At 57.8% G+C, this 22,480-nt stretch carries 20 protein-coding genes, 1 tRNA gene and 1 riboswitch; of the genes, 8 read left to right on the top strand and 13 right to left on the bottom strand.

Annotated elements, in window-relative coordinates:
- On the top strand, nucleotides 1-393 hold a 393-nt coding region (locus AB5Y86_RS08030), incomplete at its 5' end, for a transposase (RefSeq protein ID WP_186301958.1).
- 492 nt (nucleotides 394-885) lie between these two features.
- On the opposite strand, the gene AB5Y86_RS08025 is transcribed toward AB5Y86_RS08030, so the two are convergent.
- From AB5Y86_RS08025 to AB5Y86_RS08010, 4 genes are all read right to left on the bottom strand, one after another.
- On the bottom strand, nucleotides 886-1,434 hold the full coding sequence (locus AB5Y86_RS08025) for a terminase (protein ID WP_323931075.1): 549 nt from the start codon (nucleotides 1,432-1,434) through the stop codon (nucleotides 886-888).
- 913 nt (nucleotides 1,435-2,347) lie between these two features.
- The gene (locus tag AB5Y86_RS08020; protein ID WP_100652435.1) at nucleotides 2,348-4,675 is read right to left on the bottom strand and encodes a DUF3987 domain-containing protein; all 2,328 of its coding nucleotides are present in this window, start codon (nucleotides 4,673-4,675) and stop codon (nucleotides 2,348-2,350) included.
- On the bottom strand, nucleotides 4,668-4,994 hold the full coding sequence (locus tag AB5Y86_RS08015) for a hypothetical protein (protein WP_100652433.1): 327 nt from the start codon (nucleotides 4,992-4,994) through the stop codon (nucleotides 4,668-4,670). The genes AB5Y86_RS08020 and AB5Y86_RS08015 overlap by 8 nt, the downstream gene beginning before the upstream one ends.
- Before the next feature lie 96 nt (nucleotides 4,995-5,090).
- On the bottom strand, nucleotides 5,091-5,324 hold the full coding sequence (locus AB5Y86_RS08010) for a hypothetical protein (protein WP_186301945.1): 234 nt from the start codon (nucleotides 5,322-5,324) through the stop codon (nucleotides 5,091-5,093).
- Between the two features lie 627 nt (nucleotides 5,325-5,951).
- Between AB5Y86_RS08010 and AB5Y86_RS08005 the strand changes: the two genes are divergently transcribed.
- Nucleotides 5,952-6,254 carry an ATP-binding protein gene (locus AB5Y86_RS08005; RefSeq protein WP_272950160.1) on the top strand — a complete coding sequence of 101 codons (303 nt, stop codon included), beginning with the start codon at nucleotides 5,952-5,954 and terminating at the stop codon, nucleotides 6,252-6,254.
- A 52-nt stretch (nucleotides 6,255-6,306) separates the two neighbouring features.
- On the opposite strand, the gene AB5Y86_RS08000 is transcribed toward AB5Y86_RS08005, so the two are convergent.
- From AB5Y86_RS08000 to AB5Y86_RS07990, 3 genes are all read right to left on the bottom strand, one after another.
- Nucleotides 6,307-7,008 (bottom strand): hypothetical protein, encoded by a 702-nt coding sequence (locus AB5Y86_RS08000; RefSeq protein WP_144716081.1) that lies wholly within the window; start codon nucleotides 7,006-7,008, stop codon nucleotides 6,307-6,309.
- Between the two features lie 86 nt (nucleotides 7,009-7,094).
- Nucleotides 7,095-8,192, bottom strand: a complete 1,098-nt coding sequence (locus tag AB5Y86_RS07995) for a site-specific integrase (protein ID WP_100652429.1) — start codon at nucleotides 8,190-8,192, stop codon at nucleotides 7,095-7,097.
- Between the two features lie 113 nt (nucleotides 8,193-8,305).
- A tRNA-Leu gene (locus AB5Y86_RS07990) sits at nucleotides 8,306-8,391 on the bottom strand.
- Between the two features lie 143 nt (nucleotides 8,392-8,534).
- On the opposite strand from AB5Y86_RS07990, the gene AB5Y86_RS07985 reads away from it, so the two are divergent.
- Nucleotides 8,535-9,068, top strand: a complete 534-nt coding sequence (locus AB5Y86_RS07985; RefSeq protein ID WP_005336420.1) for an RDD family protein — start codon at nucleotides 8,535-8,537, stop codon at nucleotides 9,066-9,068.
- A 74-nt stretch (nucleotides 9,069-9,142) separates the two neighbouring features.
- Here AB5Y86_RS07985 and lptG read toward each other — a convergent pair whose 3' ends face one another.
- Both lptG and lptF read right to left on the bottom strand, forming a co-directional pair.
- Entirely contained in the window at nucleotides 9,143-10,213 is a 1,071-nt protein-coding gene (gene lptG, locus AB5Y86_RS07980) for an LPS export ABC transporter permease LptG (protein WP_021231808.1), read from the bottom strand.
- Nucleotides 10,214-10,238: 25 nt separating this feature from the next.
- Complete coding sequence (lptF, locus tag AB5Y86_RS07975; RefSeq protein WP_162515121.1) at nucleotides 10,239-11,351, bottom strand: LPS export ABC transporter permease LptF; 1,113 nt, start codon at nucleotides 11,349-11,351, stop codon at nucleotides 10,239-10,241.
- A 172-nt stretch (nucleotides 11,352-11,523) separates the two neighbouring features.
- On the opposite strand from lptF, the gene pepA reads away from it, so the two are divergent.
- The 3 genes from pepA (at nucleotide 11,524) to AB5Y86_RS07960 (ending at nucleotide 16,579) form a co-directional block, all read left to right on the top strand.
- Nucleotides 11,524-13,032: a leucyl aminopeptidase gene (gene pepA / locus AB5Y86_RS07970; RefSeq protein ID WP_005336423.1), complete on the top strand. Its 1,509-nt coding sequence runs from the start codon at nucleotides 11,524-11,526 to the stop codon at nucleotides 13,030-13,032.
- A gap of 174 nt (nucleotides 13,033-13,206) precedes the next feature.
- A complete protein-coding gene (locus AB5Y86_RS07965; RefSeq protein WP_368192541.1) occupies nucleotides 13,207-13,662 on the top strand; it encodes a DNA polymerase III subunit chi in 456 nt (151 codons plus the stop codon).
- A 64-nt stretch (nucleotides 13,663-13,726) separates the two neighbouring features.
- Nucleotides 13,727-16,579, top strand: coding sequence for a valine--tRNA ligase (locus AB5Y86_RS07960; RefSeq protein ID WP_368192540.1), 2,853 nt, complete (start codon nucleotides 13,727-13,729; stop codon nucleotides 16,577-16,579).
- A gap of 67 nt (nucleotides 16,580-16,646) precedes the next feature.
- Here the strand turns inward: AB5Y86_RS07960 and AB5Y86_RS07955 are convergent, their stop codons facing one another.
- A complete protein-coding gene (locus AB5Y86_RS07955) occupies nucleotides 16,647-17,633 on the bottom strand; it encodes a sodium:calcium antiporter (RefSeq protein WP_368192539.1) in 987 nt (328 codons plus the stop codon).
- Nucleotides 17,634-17,721: 88 nt separating this feature from the next.
- Nucleotides 17,722-17,828: riboswitch (yybP-ykoY riboswitch) on the bottom strand.
- A 172-nt stretch (nucleotides 17,829-18,000) separates the two neighbouring features.
- On the opposite strand from AB5Y86_RS07955, the gene AB5Y86_RS07950 reads away from it, so the two are divergent.
- Nucleotides 18,001-18,588 (top strand): superinfection exclusion B family protein, encoded by a 588-nt coding sequence (locus AB5Y86_RS07950; RefSeq protein WP_005336432.1) that lies wholly within the window; start codon nucleotides 18,001-18,003, stop codon nucleotides 18,586-18,588.
- A gap of 96 nt (nucleotides 18,589-18,684) precedes the next feature.
- Here AB5Y86_RS07950 and AB5Y86_RS07945 read toward each other — a convergent pair whose 3' ends face one another.
- Both AB5Y86_RS07945 and AB5Y86_RS07940 read right to left on the bottom strand, forming a co-directional pair.
- On the bottom strand, nucleotides 18,685-19,545 hold the full coding sequence (locus AB5Y86_RS07945) for an AraC family transcriptional regulator (protein ID WP_335818781.1): 861 nt from the start codon (nucleotides 19,543-19,545) through the stop codon (nucleotides 18,685-18,687).
- Nucleotides 19,546-19,549: 4 nt separating this feature from the next.
- A complete protein-coding gene (locus AB5Y86_RS07940; RefSeq protein ID WP_368192538.1) occupies nucleotides 19,550-20,047 on the bottom strand; it encodes a GNAT family N-acetyltransferase in 498 nt (165 codons plus the stop codon).
- Nucleotides 20,048-20,208: 161 nt separating this feature from the next.
- Between AB5Y86_RS07940 and AB5Y86_RS07935 the strand changes: the two genes are divergently transcribed.
- A complete protein-coding gene (locus tag AB5Y86_RS07935) occupies nucleotides 20,209-21,657 on the top strand; it encodes a catalase (protein ID WP_005355226.1) in 1,449 nt (482 codons plus the stop codon).
- A gap of 310 nt (nucleotides 21,658-21,967) precedes the next feature.
- Here AB5Y86_RS07935 and AB5Y86_RS07930 read toward each other — a convergent pair whose 3' ends face one another.
- On the bottom strand, nucleotides 21,968-22,285 hold the full coding sequence (locus AB5Y86_RS07930) for a DUF1496 domain-containing protein (protein WP_368192537.1): 318 nt from the start codon (nucleotides 22,283-22,285) through the stop codon (nucleotides 21,968-21,970).
- Nucleotides 22,286-22,480: the final 195 nt, after the last annotated feature.

Below are 22,480 nucleotides of genomic sequence, written 5' to 3'. Positions count from 1 at the left end.
GCGGCCAACGAGCATGACCTCAATCAGCTGGGTAATCTGCTGCATGGAGAGGAGCAATTTGTCTCAGCCGATGCCGGCTACCAAGGGGCGCCACAGCGCAAGGAGCTGGCCGAGGTGGATGTGGACTGGCTGATCGCCGAGCGCCCCGGCAAGGTAAGAACCTTGAAACAGCATCCACGCAAGAACAAAACGGCCATCAACATCGAATACATGAAAGCCAGCATCCGGGCCAAGGTGGAGCACCCATTTCGCATCATCAAGCGACAGTTCGGCTTCGTGAAAGCCAGATACAAGGGGTTGCTGAAAAACGATAACCAACTGGCGATGTTATTCACGCTGGCCAACCTGTTTCGGGCGGACCAAATGATACGTCAGTGGGAGAGATCTCACTAAAAACTGGGAATAACGCCTTAAATGGCGAAGAAACGGTCTAAATAGGCTGATTCAAGGCATTTACGGGAGAAAAAATCGGCTCAAACATGAAGAAATGAAATGACTGAGTCAGCCGAGGAGAATTTCCCCGCTTATTCGCACCTTCCCTAGACGACTCTTACCTTGGTCCCAAGATACAGCAAAATCCCTCAAAGGTGTGTTGGGTGAGTCCAAATTTGGAAGGAAACAGATATATTGCCCTGCCGCCGAGACAGGCGGCTGTCCAGAGTGAGGCACCCAAGCTCGACCTTAGATGAAGGAAAAGAAAAGGGAGGCCAAGAAAAATGCCCCACAAATGCCCCACAGAGCTGCGAGGCCGGAAAAGCACAAGGGCTTAGCCAAAGCTAAGCCCTTGTTGAATTTGGTCGGTGTGAGAGGATTCGAACCTCCGACCCCTTCGTCCCGAACGAGATTGCCGCACAGGCTCTTGAGCTTTCATTCACTTTTATAAATTCAGTTGTCTTTAGAAACCTCGCCATCTTCGTCGCAGTTGGGTGGATTCACAAACGTGACTGTGGATTTCACCTGCATGCTCCCGTGGTTAATACCAGAATTTTCTCGCTGCCCCCCATCGCCATACTTCTTGGGAGCCAGCTTTGCGGCTAGCCATTTACGAGCATCGATCTGCAGGCGGGCACGAGCAATCACATCATGGTTAACTTTTACGTTCCCGTTGGCGTCGAGGAAGGTGTCATTGCTGCCGTCATCGGCAATCTGGAGGATCTCGTCGGCCAGCTTGTCGGCCAGATCCTCGCGCGCGCATGCGTACTGGTCCCTAAATTCTATGTAGCGTTCATCAGCCAACCAGCGCATTACCATGGATTTGGACGGCATACCTGGACGAGCAAGCACTGCGCGTAGACTCATCCCGTCAGCAATGGCGCTGCATATAGCTTCCCCCAACTCGTTTGTGAATGCACTCCGACGGCCTCTAGTTACCGACTTGGAATTCGACGTATTGGTTTCCACAGTGGAAACCTTAGGAGTGAAAACTGGGATCATAACTTGAGTTGTAGAATCCACGTGTTCAGAGCTACTTACAGGGGCCGTAGTCATACCTGAAGATGAGGCAGCGTTAACAGGTGTTGTGACTCTTGACCATTCGTGAGTCTTGGCCCGCTTGTTAATGGCAGTATGTGAAACACCGTGCTCTATCGCTATTTGGCGCACACTCTGGCGGCCAGCACAGTAAGCGAGTTCGATACCGTGCCAGTCTGGATAATCTGTTGTCTGCATAGGGGAATTGGTCATAGGCGACCAGTATTTACTATGGTGGTAGACCGGTTCCAGCCCTACAGGGGGAGGACGACCATCATTGCCAGGATGTGCGGAAATAAATCAGCCTGCCCTCCTTAGCTGGAACAGTGGATTACGCATCCGGCAGGATACCCGCCATCACTGGGTTCGGGCGTCTCACCGTGCAAAACGGCGTGTAAACGTCGGTTTTTGGGAAGAAATGAGGCCAGCCAGAAGGGAAATCTTCGAGGTGGTTCTCGATGTCGGGCCGGTGCTCGATGAACATCGAAGTCGAAGTCGAGGTGGCTCTCGAGGTTGAGGTTGAGGCTGTGTATCTCCATCTCCTCACGCCACTGGCCGGCCATCCCACTGCTTACCTCACTCCCCCTCCATGCCAAAACACGAAAAAGGCACAAAACACACAAAAAATGGCCAAAACTCAGTAATGGCGCATGTTGCGGGTTGTGTGCCAGACACACAGGGATACACAAAACACACAAAATACAGTAAGTCAATGCCAGTGGTTTTGTGCCATTTGTGTGTCATTGTGTATCGGCCACACAGACGCTAAGCCTTGCTGAGCCTAGGTTTCGTGCTTTTTTTGTGTGTTTTGTGCTGTTTTAGGGTTTTCAGATACAAAAAAGGGAGGCCATCGCCTCCCCTCTTGGTATTGCTTGCCTCAGAGAAGCCTGATCGTCTTGCGCAAGGTGATGCCGGTTTCCACTGCCACGACAAATACTGCTGCCAGCCTTTCTATTGTGGCGGTTATTGGCTTGGTGCCCCTGCCCTTAAATACCGCCCTTGAGCGTAAGGCGTTCTTGGCCTGCTCCATGTCCTTGCCGTTCGGAAACCTCTCCAGATACTCAATGACGGCGTCCGCCTCAGCACCAAAGCCGATGATCCGCTTACTGATGAGTGCCTGCCGATACCGCTCCAGCAACTCACAGCAGATATTGAGAGCGATCTCGAAGTCAGCGGCCCCTATGTTGGGAGGCACTGGCTTTCCTTCGCACAGGTGGCGGCTGATGTGCAAGATTGATGCGATCTTCATTACCTGCAAATCCAACTTACCTGCGGCACCTCGGACGGCATCATTGCCAAAGCGACCATCATCACCGAGCTCAGCTTCGATTTGCTGCTTGGCCTTGCTCAACTCATCTATCAAGGCAACGGGCATTGCCAACGGCGTCAGCTTGTCCAGTGCTGGCCGGGCCGGGATAAGCTTCACCACCTCATCACAAAGGCGGCGGAATGGCTCGCTATTAGGCTTAATCCACGGCTTCAGGTGATTACGCTTCCCGAGCTGGTGCTCGTCACTCAGCCACAGAAAGCGCTCTGCCAGGCCTGTCCCTCCGCTAGCCTCCATGATCGCCTCAATGCTGCCAGGCTGCGCAAAGCAGACTATTGAACCGTGTACCTCGCCATCAAATCCCCGTCTGGTTGTCCGGACGCTAACATATGAACCGCCATCAAAACCCTTTAGCGCTGCATCCATGTTTACCGTCGCGCCTTTGCCGTATGACAGGCCGAACACACTATTCAAAAGGCCGCGCTCATCGGACGCCAGCATGAAGAGACCATAATTCGGGGCGATGCAATCCTTCTCCAGTCCCTCTGGTGTGGCGTTGCTGATCCACCCCCTTACTGGTTGGGGTTTGTGGTGAAGCTGCTCGCTCAGTTCGCCCTTAACTGCCGGATCATCTGCCGCTGCGATCTGCTCTTCGAGCGCATCCAAATCACGGTTGCGGTCTTCATTCATCCTGCGCAATGCTTCCCTGTATGGCTTCTGATACGCGCTCACTACGCCAGATTTCCCAGCTGCTGGCGGCTGCTCTGCTGTGACATAAAGCCCGAGCGGCAAATCTGCACCCCAGGGCGTCTTGATGCAAAATGCCGCACCAGCCATTGCAGATGTGAGGCCCAAACCGATCATGAAGGTGGAGTCGCGACTTATTTGGATGGAGTCAGCCACCTCGCGGGAGAAGACGGCCAGCGGGTGATCTCCTGCCATGTCTAGCAATGAAGCGGTGTTAATCTCCTGCTCGCCATCGTCGTTGGCTGCAACGGGCAAACACCTGGCCGGCTCATTCTTACGGGGTTCCGGAGCCTTGCGCGGCTCCTTCATGCCTTTCTGTTTGGCGCTGTGCAGGGTGGCAGCCACCTCGCCTCTGGATTGCCCTGAAGCCAGCGCAGCGGCATCCAGTGCGCTGTCCGCATCTACCTCTGCGATCACGCCTCCAGCAACAAGCTGATAGACCTTCATCGCCTGGGTGTTCAGCGTCTTATTACGGTGCCCCTCAGGAGCGTTGGCGATGTCTTCGCAGGCAGAGGCCAGGGCCTTTTCGCCATAGTGAGAGGTATCGCCGGCCATGATCGTGGGTGCGAATTCAGTGCGTACTGGTGCTGTCTGCTTCATGCGCTCCAGCAGGGCGGGCGGTGCCTCCAGCAGATCGGAAACTGGTAGCAAGGTGTCATCGGGCAGGGTCTTATCGGCCTTGATATAGATCAGCTGGTTGCCAGTCTTGATGTCCACACCCGGCCATGCGTCGTTGATGCACTGGCGCAGGCCGGAGGCGTCGAATCCATCGGGCAGGCGGAACAGCCAATGAAGCGAGCCATCGGGGGCGCCGTCGACCTCGCGCCATTGGATGGCCTCGCCATAGACAACTTCGGGTGTGTTCTCTTCGCCGGGGCGCAGCTCATTCCACAGGTCGAAGATCCCCACAGCATCACTGCGCTTGTTGCCGTCATAGTCCAGCAGGATCGCGCTATCAAGACGAACGCCGAAGCGATCATGGTTGGCGTACACTTCCCCAGGGGTGTATGTGACGGAGTGATCCTTGTAAGGCTTGGGCAACCACTCAGTAGCTCCATCCTCCCCAGGCTTGGCCCAGCAAGGGATCAGTGCATAGCCGTTGGCGTGGATGTTGGCCGCCTTCTGCTGGAGCCGAGTGAGACTCCACCTGCGGGGAGCCTCGACGTTGACTGCGGCATGGGTCTTAGTCATGGTTACCACCTCCGCGCAGCAGATCACGCTTGCGAAGCAGGGAACGGATCGACTCGCTCAACCCATCCTCCCCCTCCTTGGCCTGCTCGATCTGCTCCAGCTTGGCAAGCTGGGGATCATCATTGGCCGCATCGGTGGGCGGAGAGGTGGTCATCAGGTAGGTGTACGCAAGCACGGCACGGGGGTCTACTGGCTGATCATTGCGACAGACTTGCCGGTCAGGCTGAGTTGCCTTAGCATTGGCAACTGTTGAAAAGACCTTTGCCCCTTGCGAGCCCGCCAGCTCGGAGGGGTTTTTATTTGCCTGTTTTTTAATCATCTTGGGTCCTTTTCCATTCTTTTCACGATGCTTTGCACATCGATCTTCTCCAGCCCGCTAACAGCGGGGGTTCCCATCTGATTGGTCATCCGTCACCTACTGCTGTTCAGGCAATTGACCGGCCAGCCACAGGCCGAACATCGGCACGTTGATATACAGCTTCTTGCCTACCAGGCGAGAGCAACGTTCCAAGCCAGGACGTTCAGCCCGCTTCCAGAACAAGTGTTTCAGCGATGCTTTGGAAAACTGCGGATACGCCTTCGGCAGCTCTACCATGGCAACCCAGTTATTCAGGTCTTGCGACATGGAAATAAGACTCATTTCATTCATTGTGTTTTCTCCTGAATAATGTCTCTAAACTGCGGTTGAACCCGGCCTAGTCAGGACCGGCGAGGACATGTTTACCCAAACCGCATGGGCGAAACCGGAAGCAAACAAAAAATAGTTTTCTTCCGAATAGATGATCGCTGTAGGAATAGAGATCTCAGATGAAGGTTGTGAGATGGTGAGGCGCAGAGCCCAGCACCAGAGTGATGTCATGAGTCTGCTTTGAACCCCAAAAGGCGGGACGTTAAATTGCTGCAAGTTGCCGAAACAGGGGGGCTGGGGCTCTTCGTGCCCATCAAGCAGGCCCTGCAGTATCTCGGCAATAGCAAATGGCTAGGCAGTCTGTCCAGCCGGGGGGAGGGTGCGGGGCGCTGCACGCCCTGAAACTGACCGGGATGGCCGAGGCACTGCAACAACACTAGGATCAGACTGGCACCTATGAGGGACTGGCGTTTAGCAAGCGGCTGAGCCTGCTGGTTGAACATGAGCAACTGAGCCGGGAGCAGCGTAAGCAGATCCGGTTGGTGAAGCAGGCCAGGCTCAAGATCCAGGCCGCGGCGCGGTGCAGGAGGTGGACGACCATTGTGCGCGTAACCTTGACCGGCCAGCCTGGCACAAAGGGAGTGACTGGTGCGCGGGCAGAACCTGCTGTTCACCGGTCCCTGTGGTAGTGGCAAGACCTATCTCACCTGCGCGCTGGGCGATCAGGCGAGTCTGCAAGGGTGCAGCACCCGCTACTACCGGCTGTCACTGCTGCTGTTGGAACTGAGTCAGGCCAGGGTGGATGGCAGTTACCCTCGGATGCTGAACCATTTGGCCCTGCTTGAGTTGTTGATCCTGGATGACTGGGGACTGGAGGCGATGGTGAATGCAGAGCAGCGCACGGTCTGCTGGAAGTCATGGATGATCTGTACGGGAAATCGTCGACGGTAGTGGTGAGCCAACTGCCGACGGAAGAGCAGCATGCGAGTCTGGCCATGACAGGCTAATCCCGTCCGAATGCCTTCTTGTTCAAATCGTTCAATTTGTCCAAACTTAACTCACCTGTTTCGGCGCAATAGAGCGACCCGACATTGTCCTCGATTTGCTTTATAGCCTCCTTTGCCCTTTTGTCGACCTTGTCAACGTCAGGGAGGTCGCTAAGAAGACTATCAAAGTCTTCATTTTTAAAGCGGTCCCGGAGTACATTCAGCACATAGCTGATCCTATCACTTCGAGCACTAAGGAGTGTGTATACCGTCCGATCCGTAACACCGAGAGACTGTGCGATGTTGCTCTGGTTGCGAGGATATCGCTCATTGATGTATTGGACGAATGCTGGGAGCCCACAACTCTCCCCCCCTCTTGAGACAGTAGACCATAGAGGTTTGTTCTTAAGGTGACGCGCTAGGCCCTCAGCAACAAACTTCATCACCCAGCGCGCTGGGATTCCATCCTGGTTGACGACGCTGTTGTAGTGGGCTACCACCATGTGAACTACGTGCTTGTTTTTGGCATAGACTTTCCAATCAGTCAGATTGGTTCCACCGTGATGTGCTTTGGCAATGTTTTTGGCAAGCAGTTTACAGAAATCCTCGAAGCTATCGACTTCGTCGAAGTAGTTCATCAGAGATGTGTCCCATATGGAATCAGCTGCTCGCTCACCTTGTTGAGCTGCAGCCTTGGTGAATATGCTTGAAGTGTTCATCTTGGAACTCGTCTTCAAGTGTGCTCAATAGCCCTCGAAGCACTGGCGCAATTGCGAAGGCTTTTTACATGGCTGACATCTGCTATTTAGAAAAGGCTATCTGTTGTTGCCCCTCCCTTTTCCTCACCTCCTTTCAGGGGATAGCGTGTGCAGATAGTTGACAGCCTATCTGTTGCTATGGAACCGAAAACGCGCTCAGTCAAAGCTGCTTTGTGTGCTACACACAGGTGGGCGTACCGCATAACCATCGCCAGCGTCTTATGCCCCAAGTGGTTAGCAATCTCCAACAGGGTGGCGCCATTCATGGCAAGCAGGGAGGCGCAGGTATGGCGCAAATCGTGGAATCGGAAGTCGGTGATTGCGGCCTCGATAAGGCATGCTTTCCAGTGATGATCGAAATGCTCAAACGGACCATGCAGCTCAGAAGTGTGGGGGAACAGATAGGCATCGCCCACCTGACGAAACGGCATTAGCTCTTGGATAACAGCTGTTGTCAGCGTCAAAACACGCTTCGAACTATTCTTCGTGTGCTCCAGGACCGCCGTCTTACGCTGAAAATCGAGATCTGACCATTTCAGATTGATCAGCTCGCTCCTACGGGCGCCGGTAGCGATAGCCATGTGGATAAGCAGATGCAAGCGTTCCCACTTACTGGCACTTGCAGCTTTCAGCAGGCGGGACAGCTCATCATCAGATAAGAAACGGGTGCAGCCATTGTTTTCAGCCTTCTGGCGAACTTCGCGGGCAGGATTGTGTTTGGTATTGTGCTGCTCGTTAAACCACTCGAACAAGCTGGAGATAGCCGCCTTATAGCGATTAAGTGTAGCCGGGGACTTCTTGCGCTTTGTCAGCACATCTAGGGCAGCCTTGATGTGTTGGCGCGTGACCTTACCGACAGGCTTCCCCTGGAGGTGCTCAGCCCACCAACCAAGACGTTGGATGATGGAACGATCACGGCCTTTGTACTGATCGAGAAATGCCGTTATTGCGGAATCAATTAGGATTGTGGAAAGGCTGGAGTGCGTCAAAGCATCGGCCATGTCATCGTAAACAATGAGCTGTGCCATAAAGGCTTCGGCTGCTTTTTTGGTTTTGAAGGTTTGACCGATACGACGGCCATTTTTCATGAATTGGACGCGATAGCTACTGCCACGCTTACCGGTGATTTTTTGAATGTTTGCCATGGTTGAAACCCTTTGCACGAAATTGCACGAAGTTTTGGTTTTCAACCGCAGTACTCAGGAGACATAACGCCGCATCAGCTACGTTAACCTGTTGACCAAACAGGGTTTAATAATGGTGCCCGGGGTCGGACTCGAACCGACACGGTTATTCACCGGCGGATTTTGAATCCGCTGCGTCTACCGATTTCGCCACCCGGGCAACTGCGAGGGATTATACGAATGGCGCGATGCCATGCAAGGTGTTTTTCGATTGAACACTCCCGTTTGTTCATTTATTCAACGCCTTGCCGATGCGGGGCCAGTTACATAGAATGCCGCCATCATCTTAATGGAATAAAAACGATGGCCAAGCCTAAAAAAGTCCAACAAAAATCCCCCTCTCCCGCCACTCAGCCATACCCGTCAGCGGGTCTGCTGCGTCGCCTCGGCGCCCTCATCTATGATGCGCTGGTGGTGACCTCACTGCTGATCATCGCCGGCTTCATCGGCATGGGTGTCGCCAAGCTGTTGCTGGTCACTGGCATGGCCAGCGTACCGGCGGGCGAAGATACCGTCTGGTTGCTGACCCGCCACCACTTGAGCCTGATCTACACCCTGTGGCTCGCCTTCGTCATCTGCGGTTTCTACACCTGGTTCTGGACCCGAGCTGGCCAGACCGTCGGCATGCGCGCCTGGCGGCTGCGCATTCAGAACGAGGATGGCAGCCACATCCGCGTTACCCAGGCGTTGATCCGTCTCGCTACCGCCGCCTTTGGTCTGGGCAACCTGATGTGCCTGTTCAACCGCCAGCGTCCGCGGGCGTTTCAGGATATCTGGGCCGAGTGCGAAGTGATCGTGCTGAGCAAGCAGGAAAATCTGGAATTGCTTAACAAGTAATACCGAAGCAATGCAGCAACGAAAGAGGGCACCAACAGGTGCCCTCTTTGCATTTCCTCATAACCTCGTGCGGATTACTGCTTGCGGCTGAGGATGTAGAAGGAGATGCCGCCAAACAGCAGACTGGGCGCAATAGCCGCCAGAATGGGCGGTACCGCATAGACCAGACTGATGGGGCCAAACACCCGATCACTCACATAGACGGCAAAGCCGGTCATGATCCCCATCAGCATCCGTGCCCCCATGCTCACCGAGCGTAGCGGGCCGAAGATGAAGGAGGATGCCAGCAGGATCATCGCCACCACCGAGAGCGGTGACAGCAATTTGCGCCACATCTCCAGCTTGTAGCGACCGGCATCCTGCTTGTTGGCGTCGAGATAGCCGATGTAGTCGAGCAGACCGGAGACCGAGAGGTTCTCGGGGTCGATACTCACCACCCCCAGCTGTTTGGGCGTCAGCTCCGAGCTCCACTCCATCTTGTCATGCTGTTCGCTGCGGATCTGCGCCGGGTCGTCGAAGCGGGTAACCTGAGTCTGCTTGAGCAGCCAGTGGTGACGCTCGAAGACACCCTCCTGCGCCTGCACCACGTCGATCAGCTTGCGCTCGGGGGTGAAGCGATAGAGGGTGATGCCGGTGAGGGCGCCATCGTTACGCACCCCGTTGATATTGACGAAGTTGTTGCCATCGCGAGCCCACACCCCGTAGGCGGAAACCGTCAGACGACCTTCGGAGAGCGCGCCCGCCTTGATGTCATCTGCCATCCGCTTGGCGATGGGGGCCACATATTCCCCCATCAGCCCCACCATGATCATCAGCGGGATCGCCGTCTTGAGCGCCGCCATCACGATACTGATCTTGGAGCGACCCGCCGCCTGCATCACCACCAGCTCGGAGCTGGTCGCCAGCTGACCCAGACCAATCAGGCCACCCAGCAGCGCGGCCAGCGGGAAGAAAAGCACCGCCTCCTTGGGCATGGAGAGCAGCACATAGTAGAGGGCGTTGATCATGTCGTAGTTGCCGTCACCGACCGACTTGAGCTGCTCCACATACTTGATGAGCGCCGCCAGACCAACCAGCGTGATTTCACACAGCAGGATCGACATAAAGATGACCCTACCGATATACCTATCGAGAATGCCAAACATCAGCAGAAGTTCCTATGTTGCAGCATCATGCTGATTTTCTGTTGAAATAGCGCCCTTTCACCCCGTTCCACCAGCTGGTGCCCTGCAGATTGAGGGGCAGGCCGATAAACAGCAGGTAACCGAGCGGCACCAGGAACATCCCCGGCCAGTAGGGCAGCCGACCGCTGTCGATGGCCGAACGGGCGGCGCTGAGCAGCAGGAAGTAGGAGAGATAGAGCATGATGGCCGGCAACAGCTTGGCGTAGCGCCCCTGACGGGGGTTGACCCGCGCCAGCGGTACCACCAGCAGGGTCAGCACCGGAATGGAGAGGGGCAGCGAGATACGCCACTGCAATTCCGCCATCATGGCGTTGTCCTGGGTACCGAACAGTTCCATGGTCGGCTTGGCCGCCGCCTTGCGGTTGGAACGCTCCATCTCCTGCTGGCGGATCACCAGACCATATTCGCGAAAATCGGAGATCTGGAACTGTTTGCCGGAGAAGTTCCCCTCGTAGCGGGAACCATCCATCAGAGTCAGCCACTGCAGACCGTTCTCATCGACCGTCACCACCCCTTCGCTCGCCACCACCACCGAGGGAGGATTGTTCCCCTCCGCCCGCTGCAGCACGAAGATCTTTTGCAGTTTTGAGCCGTTGTCGTTCAAATCCTGGATATAGGCAACCAGACGCCCCTTGTCGAGCTCCATAAAGCGGCCCGCCTGCAGGAAGGAGATACCCGGATCCGCCTTGAACTCGTCGATCACCTGATACTCGCGCTCCTTGGCCTGTGGGGCGATCCAGCCGGTGTTGAACGCCGCAACCACCGCCGTCAGCAAGGCCAGCAACATGGCGCTGCGCATCACGAAACGGTGGCTGAAGCCGACCGCATGCATCACCGTCATCTCGCTTTCGGCGTAGAGGCGACCATGGGCAAACAAAATGGCTAAAAAGAGACTGATAGGCAGCATCAACAGCGCCATATTGGGCAAGTTGAGCAGCAGCAGGGTGGAGACCAGACGTGTCGGCACCTCGCCATCGGCGGCATCACCGATGATCTTGATAAATTGTTGGCTGACAAAGATAAGCAGCAATACGAATAACACTGCCAGCTGGGTTTTCAGGGTTTCCCTGAACAAATATCGGAAAACGATCACAGTCATTCCCAAGTAAACTTGTGTTTTTAGTCGAATGCCTGAAAAATAGGGCCGTATATTGGATTTTTACCAGTTTGAACTGCGGAGCCTGTGGCTGTTCGCTCCGCCTCTGATACCCCAACAAGCACCGCATTATTCAATAAAAGGTGCCTTTTGTCTTTAGGATGTAGGAGATTCCATGGAGTTCAGTGTAAAGAGTGGCAGTCCAGAGAAGCAACGGAGCGCCTGCGTCGTAGTCGGCGTATTTGAGCCTCGTCGCCTCTCCCCGGTTGCCGAACAACTGGACAAGATCAGCGATGGCTATATCAGTTCGCTGCTGCGCCGTGGCGACCTGGAAGGGAAACCAGGCCAGATGCTGCTGCTGCATCAAGTACCGGGCGTGCTCAGCGAGCGCGTACTGCTGGTCGGATGCGGCAAGGAGCGGGAACTCGACGAACGCCAGTACAAGCAGATCATCAACAAGACCATCACCACCCTGAACGAAACCGGCTCCATGGAAGCGGTCTGCTTCCTCACTGAGCTGCACGTCAAGGGTCGGGATACCTATTGGAAGGTGCGCCAGGCGGTAGAAACCACCAAGGCGGGCCTCTACAGCTTTGATCAGTTCAAGACCAACAAGGCCGAGCCACGTCGCCCGCTGCGCAAGCTGGTATTCAACGTGCCGACGCGTCGGGAACTGACCATTGGTGAAAAAGCCATCGCTCACGGTCTGGCCGTGGCCAAGGGTGTGCGGGTCTGCCGCGACGTGGCGAACATGCCGCCCAACGTCTGCAACCCGGCCTATCTGGCCTCCCAGGCCCGTCGTCTGGCCGATGCCTACGACAACATCACCACCAAGGTGGTGGGCGAGCAGGAGATGGCCGAGCTCGGCATGAACTCCTATCTGGCGGTGGCCCGCGGCTCCGACAACGAAGCCATGATGGCCATCATCGAATACAAGGGTCATCCGGATGCCAAGCCCATCGTGCTGGTCGGCAAGGGTCTGACCTTCGACTCCGGCGGCATCTCCATCAAGCCGGCCGACGGCATGGACGAGATGAAGTACGACATGGGTGGCGCAGCCTCCGTGCTCGGTACCATGCATGCGCTGGCCCAGCTGCAACTGCCGATCAACGTCATCGGCGTGCTGGCAGGCTGCGAGAACATGCCGGGTGGCAACGCCTATCGCCCGGGTGACATCCTCACCTCCATGTCCGGCCAGACCATCGAAGTGCTCAACACCGATGCGGAAGGTCGTCTGGTGCTGTGTGATGCGCTGACCTATGTGGACCGCTTCGATCCGGAAACCGTGATCGACGTGGCGACCCTGACCGGTGCCTGCGTCATCGCGCTGGGTCACCACACCTCGGGTCTGCTGGCCAACCACAACCCGCTGGCCCACGAGCTGCTCAACGCCTCCGAGCAGGCTGGCGATCGCGCATGGCGTCTGCCGCTGTTTGACGAGTATCAGGAGCAGATCGACAGCCCGTTCGCCGACATGGCCAACATCGGCGGTCGTCCGGCCGGTACCATCACCGCAGCCGCCTTCCTGTCACGCTTCACCAAGAAGTACAACTGGGCCCACTTGGATATCGCTGGGACTGCCTGGAAGAGTGGCAAAGACAAAGGCTCCACCGGTCGTCCGGTGCCCCTGCTGACCCAGTTCCTGCTGAACCGGGCTGGCGTGGATATCGAAGAGAAAGAGTAACTCTCCGGCCCCTGCCGATGGCTGCATCGGAAGGGTTGGCGTTACCCTGAACCACAAGGAAGAGGCCCGCCTCTTCCTTGTTTCATTCTTGAATCAGTGAGCTGCGGACGGGAAACGCCCCGTCAGCCTCATGAGGCGGTCAACAGTCCGTCACCGCAAAACGGGATCAACCTGATGAGCCAAGTGACCTTTTACCTGATGAGCGAACAGGATGACGCGCAGGCCTCTGCGGTCGAGCGACTGGCCTGCACTCTTGCGGCCGAGTCGTGGGGCGCGGGCCATCTCTACCTGTTCTGCAACGATGGGGCCCAGGCTCTGCGTCTGGACGAGCTGTTGTGGCAACTGCCGCCGGAGCGCTTCGTGCCGCACCAGCTGCAAGGCGAAAGCGGCATGGCCCCGGTGGAGATCGGCTATCAGCCACCGAAACGGCGCTACGCCCGCCTCATCAATCTGGCCACTGCGACACCTTTGTTTGCAGGACACTTCGCTCAAGTGGTAGATTTTGTCCCCACTGACGAAACACAAAAGCAGCAAGCCCGCGAGCGCTACAAGCACTATCGCCAGGCAGGCCATACCCTCGAAATGAGGGATCAGCCCGTCCTTGCCGCACCGGATCCGGCGCAGCCCTGACTGCAACCAATTGATCCATAAAGAATCAACACCAGACTCCATCCATCCAGATTACGGCGAGACCATGGAAAAGACTTTTAATCACAACGCCATCGAACAGGCGCTCTATCAGCACTGGGAAGCCCAGGGTTACTTCAAGCCCCACGGCGACACCAGCAAAGACTCCTTCTGCATCATGATCCCGCCGCCGAACGTCACCGGCAGCTTGCACATGGGTCACGCCTTCCAGCAAACCCTGATGGATACCCTGATCCGCTACAACCGCATGCAGGGCAAAAACACCCTGTGGCAGGCAGGTACCGACCACGCCGGTATCGCCACCCAGATGGTGGTTGAGCGCAAGATCGCTGCAGAAGAGGGCAAGACTCGCCACGATTACGGCCGTGATGCCTTCATCGACAAGATTTGGCAGTGGAAGGAAGAGTCCGGTGGCACCATCACCCGCCAGATGCGCCGTCTGGGCGACTCCGTGGATTGGGAGCGCGAGCGCTTCACCATGGATGAGGGTCTCTCCGCTGCCGTGCAGGAAGTGTTTGTCCGTCTCTACGAAGATGGCCTGATGTACCGCGGCAAGCGTCTGGTGAACTGGGATCCGAAACTCAACACCGCCATCTCCGATCTGGAAGTGGAGAACCGCGAAATCAAGGGCCACATGTGGCACCTGCGCTACCCGCTGGCCAACGGCGCCAAGACCGCCGAAGGCAAAGATTACCTGATCGTCGCCACCACCCGTCCGGAGACCATGCTGGGCGATACCGCCGTGGCCGTGAACCCGGAAGACCCGCGCTACAAGGCGCTGATCGGCCAGCACATCCTGCTGCCGCTGGTGAACCGTCTGATCCCCATCGTTGCCGACGAACACGCCGACATGGAGAAGGGCACCGGTTGCGTGAAGATCACCCCTGCTCACGACTTCAACGATAACGAAGTGGGCAAGCGCCACAGCCTGCCGATGATCAACATCTTCACTCTGGACGCCCACGTGCGTGCCGAGGCCGAAGTGGTCGATACCAACGGCAACCCGAGCACCGCCTATGACGCAACCCTGCCGGCCGAGTTCGCCGGTCTGGAGCGCTTCGCCGCCCGTAAAGCGATTCTGGCCAAGCTGGAAGAGCTGGGTCTGCTGGACGAGATCAAGGATCACATACTGCAACAGCCTTACGGCGATCGCGGTGGCGTGCCCATCGAGCCGATGCTGACCGACCAGTGGTACGTGCGCGTGGCTCCGATGGCCAAGACCGCCATCGAGGCGGTGGAAGATGGCCGTATCCAGTTCGTGCCGAAACAGTACGAAAACATGTACTTCTCCTGGATGCGCGACATTCAGGACTGGTGCGTCTCCCGTCAACTGTGGTGGGGTCACCGCATCCCGGCATGGTATGACGACGCAGGCAATGTCTACGTTGGCCGCAGCGAAGACGAAGTGCGCGCCAAGCACAGCATCCCGGCCGTAACCGTACTGCGTCAGGACGAAGACGTGCTCGACACCTGGTTCAGCTCCGCCCTGTGGACCTTCTCCACTCTGGGCTGGCCGAACAACACCGAGGCACTCAAGACCTTCCACCCGACCGACGTGCTGATGAGCGGCTTCGACATCATCTTCTTCTGGATTGCCCGGATGATCATGATGACCATGCACTTCATCAAGGACGAAAACGGCCAGCCGCAAGTCCCGTTCAAGACCGTCTACATCACCGGTCTTATCCGTGACGAAGAGGGCCAGAAGATGTCCAAGTCCAAGGGCAACGTGCTGGACCCGCTCGACATGATCGACGGTATCTCGCTGGAAGATCTGCTGGAGAAGCGCACCGGCAACATGATGCAGCCGCAGATGGCCGAGAAGATCGCCAAGCGTACCGCCAAGCAATTCCCGGAAGGGATCGATGCCCACGGTACCGACGCCCTGCGCTTCACTCTGGCCGCGCTGGCCTCTACCGGTCGTGACATCAACTGGGACATGAAGCGCCTGGACGGCTACAACAACTTCTGCAACAAGCTGTGGAACGCCTCCCGCTATGTGCTGATGAACACCGAAGATCAGGACTGCGGTTTTGCCGGTGGCGAGATGCAGTTCAGTCTGGCGGATCGCTGGATCCAGTCCCAGCTGCAAGTTGCCATCCGTGACTTCCGTACCGCCCTCGATACCTACCGCTTCGATATCGCGGCAGGCGTGCTGTACGAATTTATCTGGAACCAGTTCTGTGACTGGTATCTGGAGCTGACCAAGCCGGTGCTGACCAAGGGTTCCGAGGCCGAGCAGCGCGCTGCCCGCCACACCCTCGTAACTGTGCTGGAAACCCTGCTGCGTCTGGCGCACCCGATCATCCCGTTCATCACCGAGACCATCTGGAAATCGGTCGCTCCGCTGGCTGGCGTACACGCCGACACCATCATGATTCAGGCCTTCCCGGAGTTCGACGCCACCAAGGTGGACGAAGCCGCGATGGCGGATCAGGAGTGGGTGAAGGAGTTCATCGTCAGCATCCGCAACATCCGCGCCGAGATGAACGTGGCCCCGAGCGTGCCCCTCAACGTGCTGCTCCAGTGCGATGCCAAGGATGCCCAGCGCGCCGCTGACAACGAGGCCTTCCTCAAGTCGCTGGCCCGTCTGGAATCCATCCGCGTACTGGCGGACGGTGAAACCGCCCCGCTGTCAGTGAAGAAGCTGATCGGTGCTACCGAGCTGATGATCCCGATGGCCGGTCTCATCGACAAGGATGCCGAACTAGCCCGTCTGGCCAAAGAGGTTGCCCGTCTGGTGGGCGAGTGCGGCCGTATCGAAGGCAAACTCGGCAACGAAGCCTTCGTCGCCAAGGCGCCGGAAGCGGTCATCGCCAAAGAGCGCGAGAAGCTGGAAGATTACCGTCTCCAGCTGACCAAGCTGGAAGCCCAGCAGGCCGAGATCGCCGCGCTGTAAGCACCGCCCCAACCGATACAACAAAGCCCCCTTGGCAGGGGGCTTTTTCATATCCGCGCTCCCCGTTTCAGCTCACCAGCAGCCAGCCGCAGAAGCCGAGATAGAGCAAGCCCACCAGTGCCAACCGCCCGGCGGTCATCACCCCCTTTCTGAACCCCCACCAGAGCACCCCCACCGCCAGCAGCGTCACCAGCGAGGAGGCCATCATGGCGCCATCCAGCAACCAGGGGGTAAAGAGCAGACAGAAGGCCTTGGGGATAATGCCCTGGATCATCATGGCCCCGGAGATATTGGCCAGCGCCAGCCGGTTCTTGCCCTGTCGCACCCAGATCAGCACGTTCATCAGCTCCGGCATCTCGGTCGCCACCGGACTCAACAGCAGGGCTGCCAGCACCGGCGAGAGGCCAAACAGTTCGCCCACGCTCTCCAGCTGATGAACAAACAGCTGGGCCGCCAGCGCCACCACTACCAGCGCAGCCAGCGTCTGCAACAGCACCTTGCCAACGGGCGGGATCACCGCATCTGAGGCCAGCTTGAGGGGCTCCGGCAATTCGACTTCGTGGCTGTCACTCTGTTTCAGCTCGCGCCTTACATAGACGAGGTAGACCAGCAGGAAAAGCGGGGCCAGCCAGCTCTTGCCGGTAAAGGCGACCAGACCCAGTGCGGTCGCCACCAGAAAGATCCCGATAAACCAGAGCTGATCCCGGCCAATCTCGCGCTGCACCTCGCCATCGATGGCCCGCTCGGTACGCCCCATGCAAAGCAGCAGGGTGAGACCGACCGCTGCATAGCCGATGGTCGCCAACACCAGCGGCCCGCCGAGGGCGGCGCCAATGCCGATCTCCTGCTGGGCGGTCGTGTTGCCCATCAGCAGGGCGGTCAGGGTCACGATGCACTCGGGCAGTGCCGTGCCTAGCGCTGCCAACAGCGAGCCAGTGGCACTTTGGGAGAGTTTGAAGTGGTGGCCGGTCCACTCGATGCCATTGACGAAATATTCGCAGGCAAGGTAGATGGTGACCGCAGAGACGAGAAATAACAGCAGGGTAATCAACATAATAGATACCGCCAGGCGAGCAGAATAACCGATGGACCCGACATGGCTCGCCCGGCTGGCGTGCATATCGAGGCCAAAGGTCTTGCAGAGCGATAGTGCCTATCGCCGCCCATGCCATGGATACGAGGATCCAAGAGTGTTGACATGGGCCCGGCCCGGAATTCGGGCGGGTTGCTACTCCCCAATGACTGAGGGGACGTTTTAGCAACTCGACCGCCGCCTCACAAGGCAAATTAATGACAATTCATTCAATAAGTTGTAAGGGAATGTAACCTCGCCAGTCCCTCCTCCCCACCGCTATTGCGCTGTTGGCACACCGATTGCTGTAGGTAGTTCACTATCCACAACAGTTTGGGAAGGATGAACAATGAAACGGTGGATCCAACATTTCTATCAACTGAACCGCCTCAATTGGCTGATGGTCTGGTTGTTGCTCTGCTGCAGCATCATTCTGCTGTTTCCGGCTGGGCTGATGAAAGGGGCCGTCAGCCAGTGGGCTGCGGATCATGCGGCCTGGCTGGGGGTCGGTATGCTGATCGCCATCTCCTACTTCTGCAGTCAGGGCTTCCTGATCGCCTGGGAGTGGGCATGCGAAGAGTGGCAGGCGCGCCGTCAGCAGGATCAGCTGGCCCAGATGATCGGCTTCCTCGACTTCAACGAGAAGGCGGTGCTGCGCGAGTTCGTGCTGCAGCGTAAAAGCGTCATAAACTTGCCGATCACCGAGCCCGCCGTCAAAAACCTGATGGATGCCGGCGTCCTCACCTACGCCTACGGCAAGCCGACCCGGGAGAAGGATGACGAGAACCAGATCCGCGCCCTGATGATCGCCCTGCCCGCCCGACCACTGCTCACCTACAAGGTGCTGGGGCTGTCGCGCGGCAAGATGAGCGACGAGCAGGTGGAGCAGATCATGAACGCCCGTCCCAAGTTCGCCCAGAAGGGGTTCCAGCGCTAACCGCCGCCCAACCGCCAGATGCAAAAGAGCCGGACACTGTCCGGCTCTCTAATTTCTGCGCGACATGATGTACCGCTCAGCTTTCCCTTCTGCGCCCTACCCCTTGAGGCTGGAGCAAAAGCTGACATCGTCCTGCACCGGATCATCGCTCATGCTGTGATAAAGCTCAAAGCAGGGACCATTGCCAAACTCCAGCCCGGCAGCAACGATGTCGCCGATATGTTCCTGCCAACGCGGGCCATACTGACTGCGGTCGGTAATAAGATAACGGGACTGGGCGTAACGACCGGCGGGAATAAGCTGGATCTCGACCGCTCCCATCCCCACCGTCCCCGCAGGCACCGTCACCCCGATGTCAGTGCGACACTGGGCTGGCGGAGTCACCTCGGGGTTATCGTGATAGATGAAGATCCACTCCCCACCTTCCAGACCGCGGGCGCTGGCCCACTGATGCAGCTGGCTGCAGACGGGGTCATACCCCTCGCCATAGGGGCCGGTGACACGCATATAGGCCAGAGTGCGGGCGTCCATCTCGATGGTTTTCATGGTATTGCTCCTTGCTGATGAGTGACCCTCAGCATAAGGATTCGGCTGCACAAGTGCGTGTCCATCCTTGCTCATCAAGTGTCCATTCTTGCTCTTGTCGCGGCGAAACTCTCCCGGCGTGCAACCATAGTAACGGCGAAATACCTTGGCAAACGCCTGGGAGCTGGCGAGCCCCGCCCCCAACGCAATGGCCGTGACACTGGCATCGGAATAGCAGAGCTGCCAAGCAGCCCGCTGGATGCGCAGACGACGACACATCTCCCCGGGCGTCTCCCCCGCCACAGCCGTAAACACCCGGTGAAAATGGTAGAAAGACAAGCAGGCACTGCTCGCCAGCGTTTCGATGGAGAGATCGGGATTCTGCTCCAGCGCCCGGATCACCGGGCGCAATCTGGCCTGATAGTCGACCATGCCGTTAGCGACTGGCGCCCCCCGCGACTCTGGCCATATGGAACACATCTACATAGCGCCCCTGGCGGAAGGCATAGTCACGGGCTCGCCCCTCCTCGGTAAAACCGAACTTGCGATAGAGCGCCTGTGCGGCCTCATTGTCGGTATAGACGGTCAGCTCAATCCGGTGCAGGTTGAGCCAGTTATCGGCCAGATCCAGCGCCGCGGCCATCAGGGCGGAGCCCACCCCCTTGCCAGCCCAGTCATCCCGCACTCCCATGCCGATACCGGCCACATGCTTGCGTCTCGGATTGGGTTCAACCAGCAGCGATAGCTGGCCTACCAGCAGGCCGTCAACGTCGGCGACCAGTGCCACCACGCTGTCGCTCTCCAACCGTTTCTGCCACTGGCTAAGGGGAGGCATAGGCAAGTGCAAAGTGCCCGCCTGGGCATTAGGCATGGCGTACAGATCCCGCAAGGCGGGGGCATCAGCGGGTTCGGCATGACGGATAGTAATCTGCATATGAGGCTCCTTCTCGAAGCCACCATCATGCAATATCCGGCGCGGTTACACATCCCCCACCTGCACCCATTTGTCTTGCCTATCAAAGGGCGAGGAAAGGCCCATTGGCCGAGCACGGCGCAGATCCGTAGGCTGACCCCATATCAACAAGGAGAGAAGCCATGACTGACAAGACCCTGCACAGCGCCAACGGCGCCCCCGTCGTCGACAACAACAACAGCCTCACCGCCGGCCCGCGCGGCCCCATCCTGATGCAAGATATCTGGTTGATGGAGAAACTCGCCCACTTCGACCGCGAGCGCATTCCCGAGCGGGTGGTTCACGCTAAGGGCTCGGGCGCCTACGGCACCTTTACCGTGACCCACGACATCAGCCAGTTCAGCAAGGCCGATCTGTTCAGCGCCATCGGCAAGCAGACGCCTGTATTCCTGCGCTTCTCCACCGTGGCCGGTGAGAAAGGCGCCGCCGATGCCGAACGCGACGTGCGCGGCTTCGCTCTCAAGTTCTATACCGAGCAGGGCAACTGGGATCTGGTGGGTAACAACACCCCGGTCTTTTTCATCCGCGATCCGCTGAAATTCCCTGACTTCATCCACACCCAGAAGCGGGATCCGCGCACCAACCTGCGCAGCGCCACCGCCGCCTGGGACTTCTGGTCACGCCATCCGGAATCCCTGCATCAGGTCACCATACTGTTCAGCGATCGCGGCATCCCCAAGAGCCTGCGGGAGATGAACGGCTACGGCAGCCACACCTTCAGCTTTATCAACGATGCTAACGAGCGCTTCTGGGTCAAGTTCCACTTCAAGACCGAGCAGGGCCACAGCTTCTACACCGATGAAGAGGCCGCCACCGCCGTCGGGCAGGATCGGGAGACCAGTCAGGCGGATCTGTTCAACGCTATCGAGCGGGGCGACTTCCCGCGCTGGAAGGTCTATGTGCAGGTGATGCCGGAGGCCGAAGCCCAGACTTACAACATCCACCCGTTCGACCTCACCAAGGTGTGGCCGCATAGCGACTACCCGCTGATCCCGGTGGGCGTGCTGGAGCTCAACCAGAACCCGGACAACTACTTCGCCCATGTGGAGCAGGCCGCCTTTACCCCGGCTAACGTGGTGCCCGGGATCGGCTTCTCGCCGGATCGCATGTTGCAAGGGCGACTCTTCTCCTACGGTGACACCCAGCGCTATCGCCTTGGCGTCAACCACGGTCTGCTGCCGGTCAACGCCCCGCGCTGCCCGTTCCATCACGGTGCCCACCGCGACGGTGCCATGCGGGCAGACAGCAATGGCGGCGCCAGCCCCAACTATCAGCCGAACCGTTTCGGTACCCAGCAGCCGAGCGAACAGCACGAACCGGCGCTGAGTCTGGAAGGGGCCGCCCTGCACTACGACTTCCGTGACTACGACAGCGACTACTACAGCCAGCCGGGTAACCTGTTCCGCATCATGGACGAGGGGCAGCGTTCACGGCTCGCCGCCAACCTGGCCCGCTCCCTTATCAATGTGGAGGATGACGCCATCGTCGCGGCCCAGCTCAAACACTTCGAGCAGGCCGACCCCGAATACGCCAAGCGGGTCGAACTGGCACTGGCTGCCTTGCAGCGCTAAGCCGCAAGCAGGAAAACTCTACAAAAACAAAACGGGGGCCTGATGGCCCCCGTTGTTATTCTGCTAAGAGTAATAAACGCAAAAACGGAGCCCGAGGCTCCGTTTTTCAATGCTGTATCAATCCCGGACGGAACGCGCTTCGCGCTCTTCCCGCTCCCTTGCCAACAGGCGTTTGTACCACCAGCTACTGCGACGACGTTGTGCATTGGAAGAGCGACGAGCCATTTCTTAGGTTCCAGCCAAGAGAAGAAAGGAGCTGCATTATGCGACAGGGATCACGTCCATGTCTTTAGCTGGATCAAGAAAAGCCTCACTGACCCACGGAAATCGTCTTCTGATCTTTCGCACCACGGGTGGCAGGCGACACCACCGCAGGAGAGTGCCAGGCCAGCGGGCCATTGCTCTCGAGGTCGTTCTGCGGGCCACACTCCAGCCAGATATCACCCTGCAGAATGCGGGCCCCTTCAGAATATTTCTGATCCGCAAACCAGCAGACCCGCTCGGGCAGCGAACCCAGTGGCAGCACCAGCTCGGGACTGGCAGACTCGCCCACCACAGTGGTTTTGGATGCGGCCAGAGCGGGGGCGAGCCAGAGGTAAGCCAGCAGGCAGAGCAGTACATTTTTCATGAGGGGGATCCTGTTTCGATGGGAGGCACTCTCGAAGAGTCGACCAGCCCCGGGGTTTACTTGACTGACAATCATACTGCCTGCTGGCATTGTGGAACCAATATGGTAGCCTGCCAGCGCCTGCGGGCAGTCTCTCGCTGCCACGCGCAAACTTCCGGTGAATTTGTCACGTCCTGACAAAATATAACCTTATTT

The sequence above is a fragment of the Aeromonas sp. s8 genome (assembly GCF_040907785.1).
GTDB classification, from domain to species: domain Bacteria; phylum Pseudomonadota; class Gammaproteobacteria; order Enterobacterales; family Aeromonadaceae; genus Aeromonas; species Aeromonas veronii.
The sequence above is the reverse complement of the archived record's forward strand: the minus strand, read 5'-3'. Positions and strand labels throughout refer to the sequence as shown.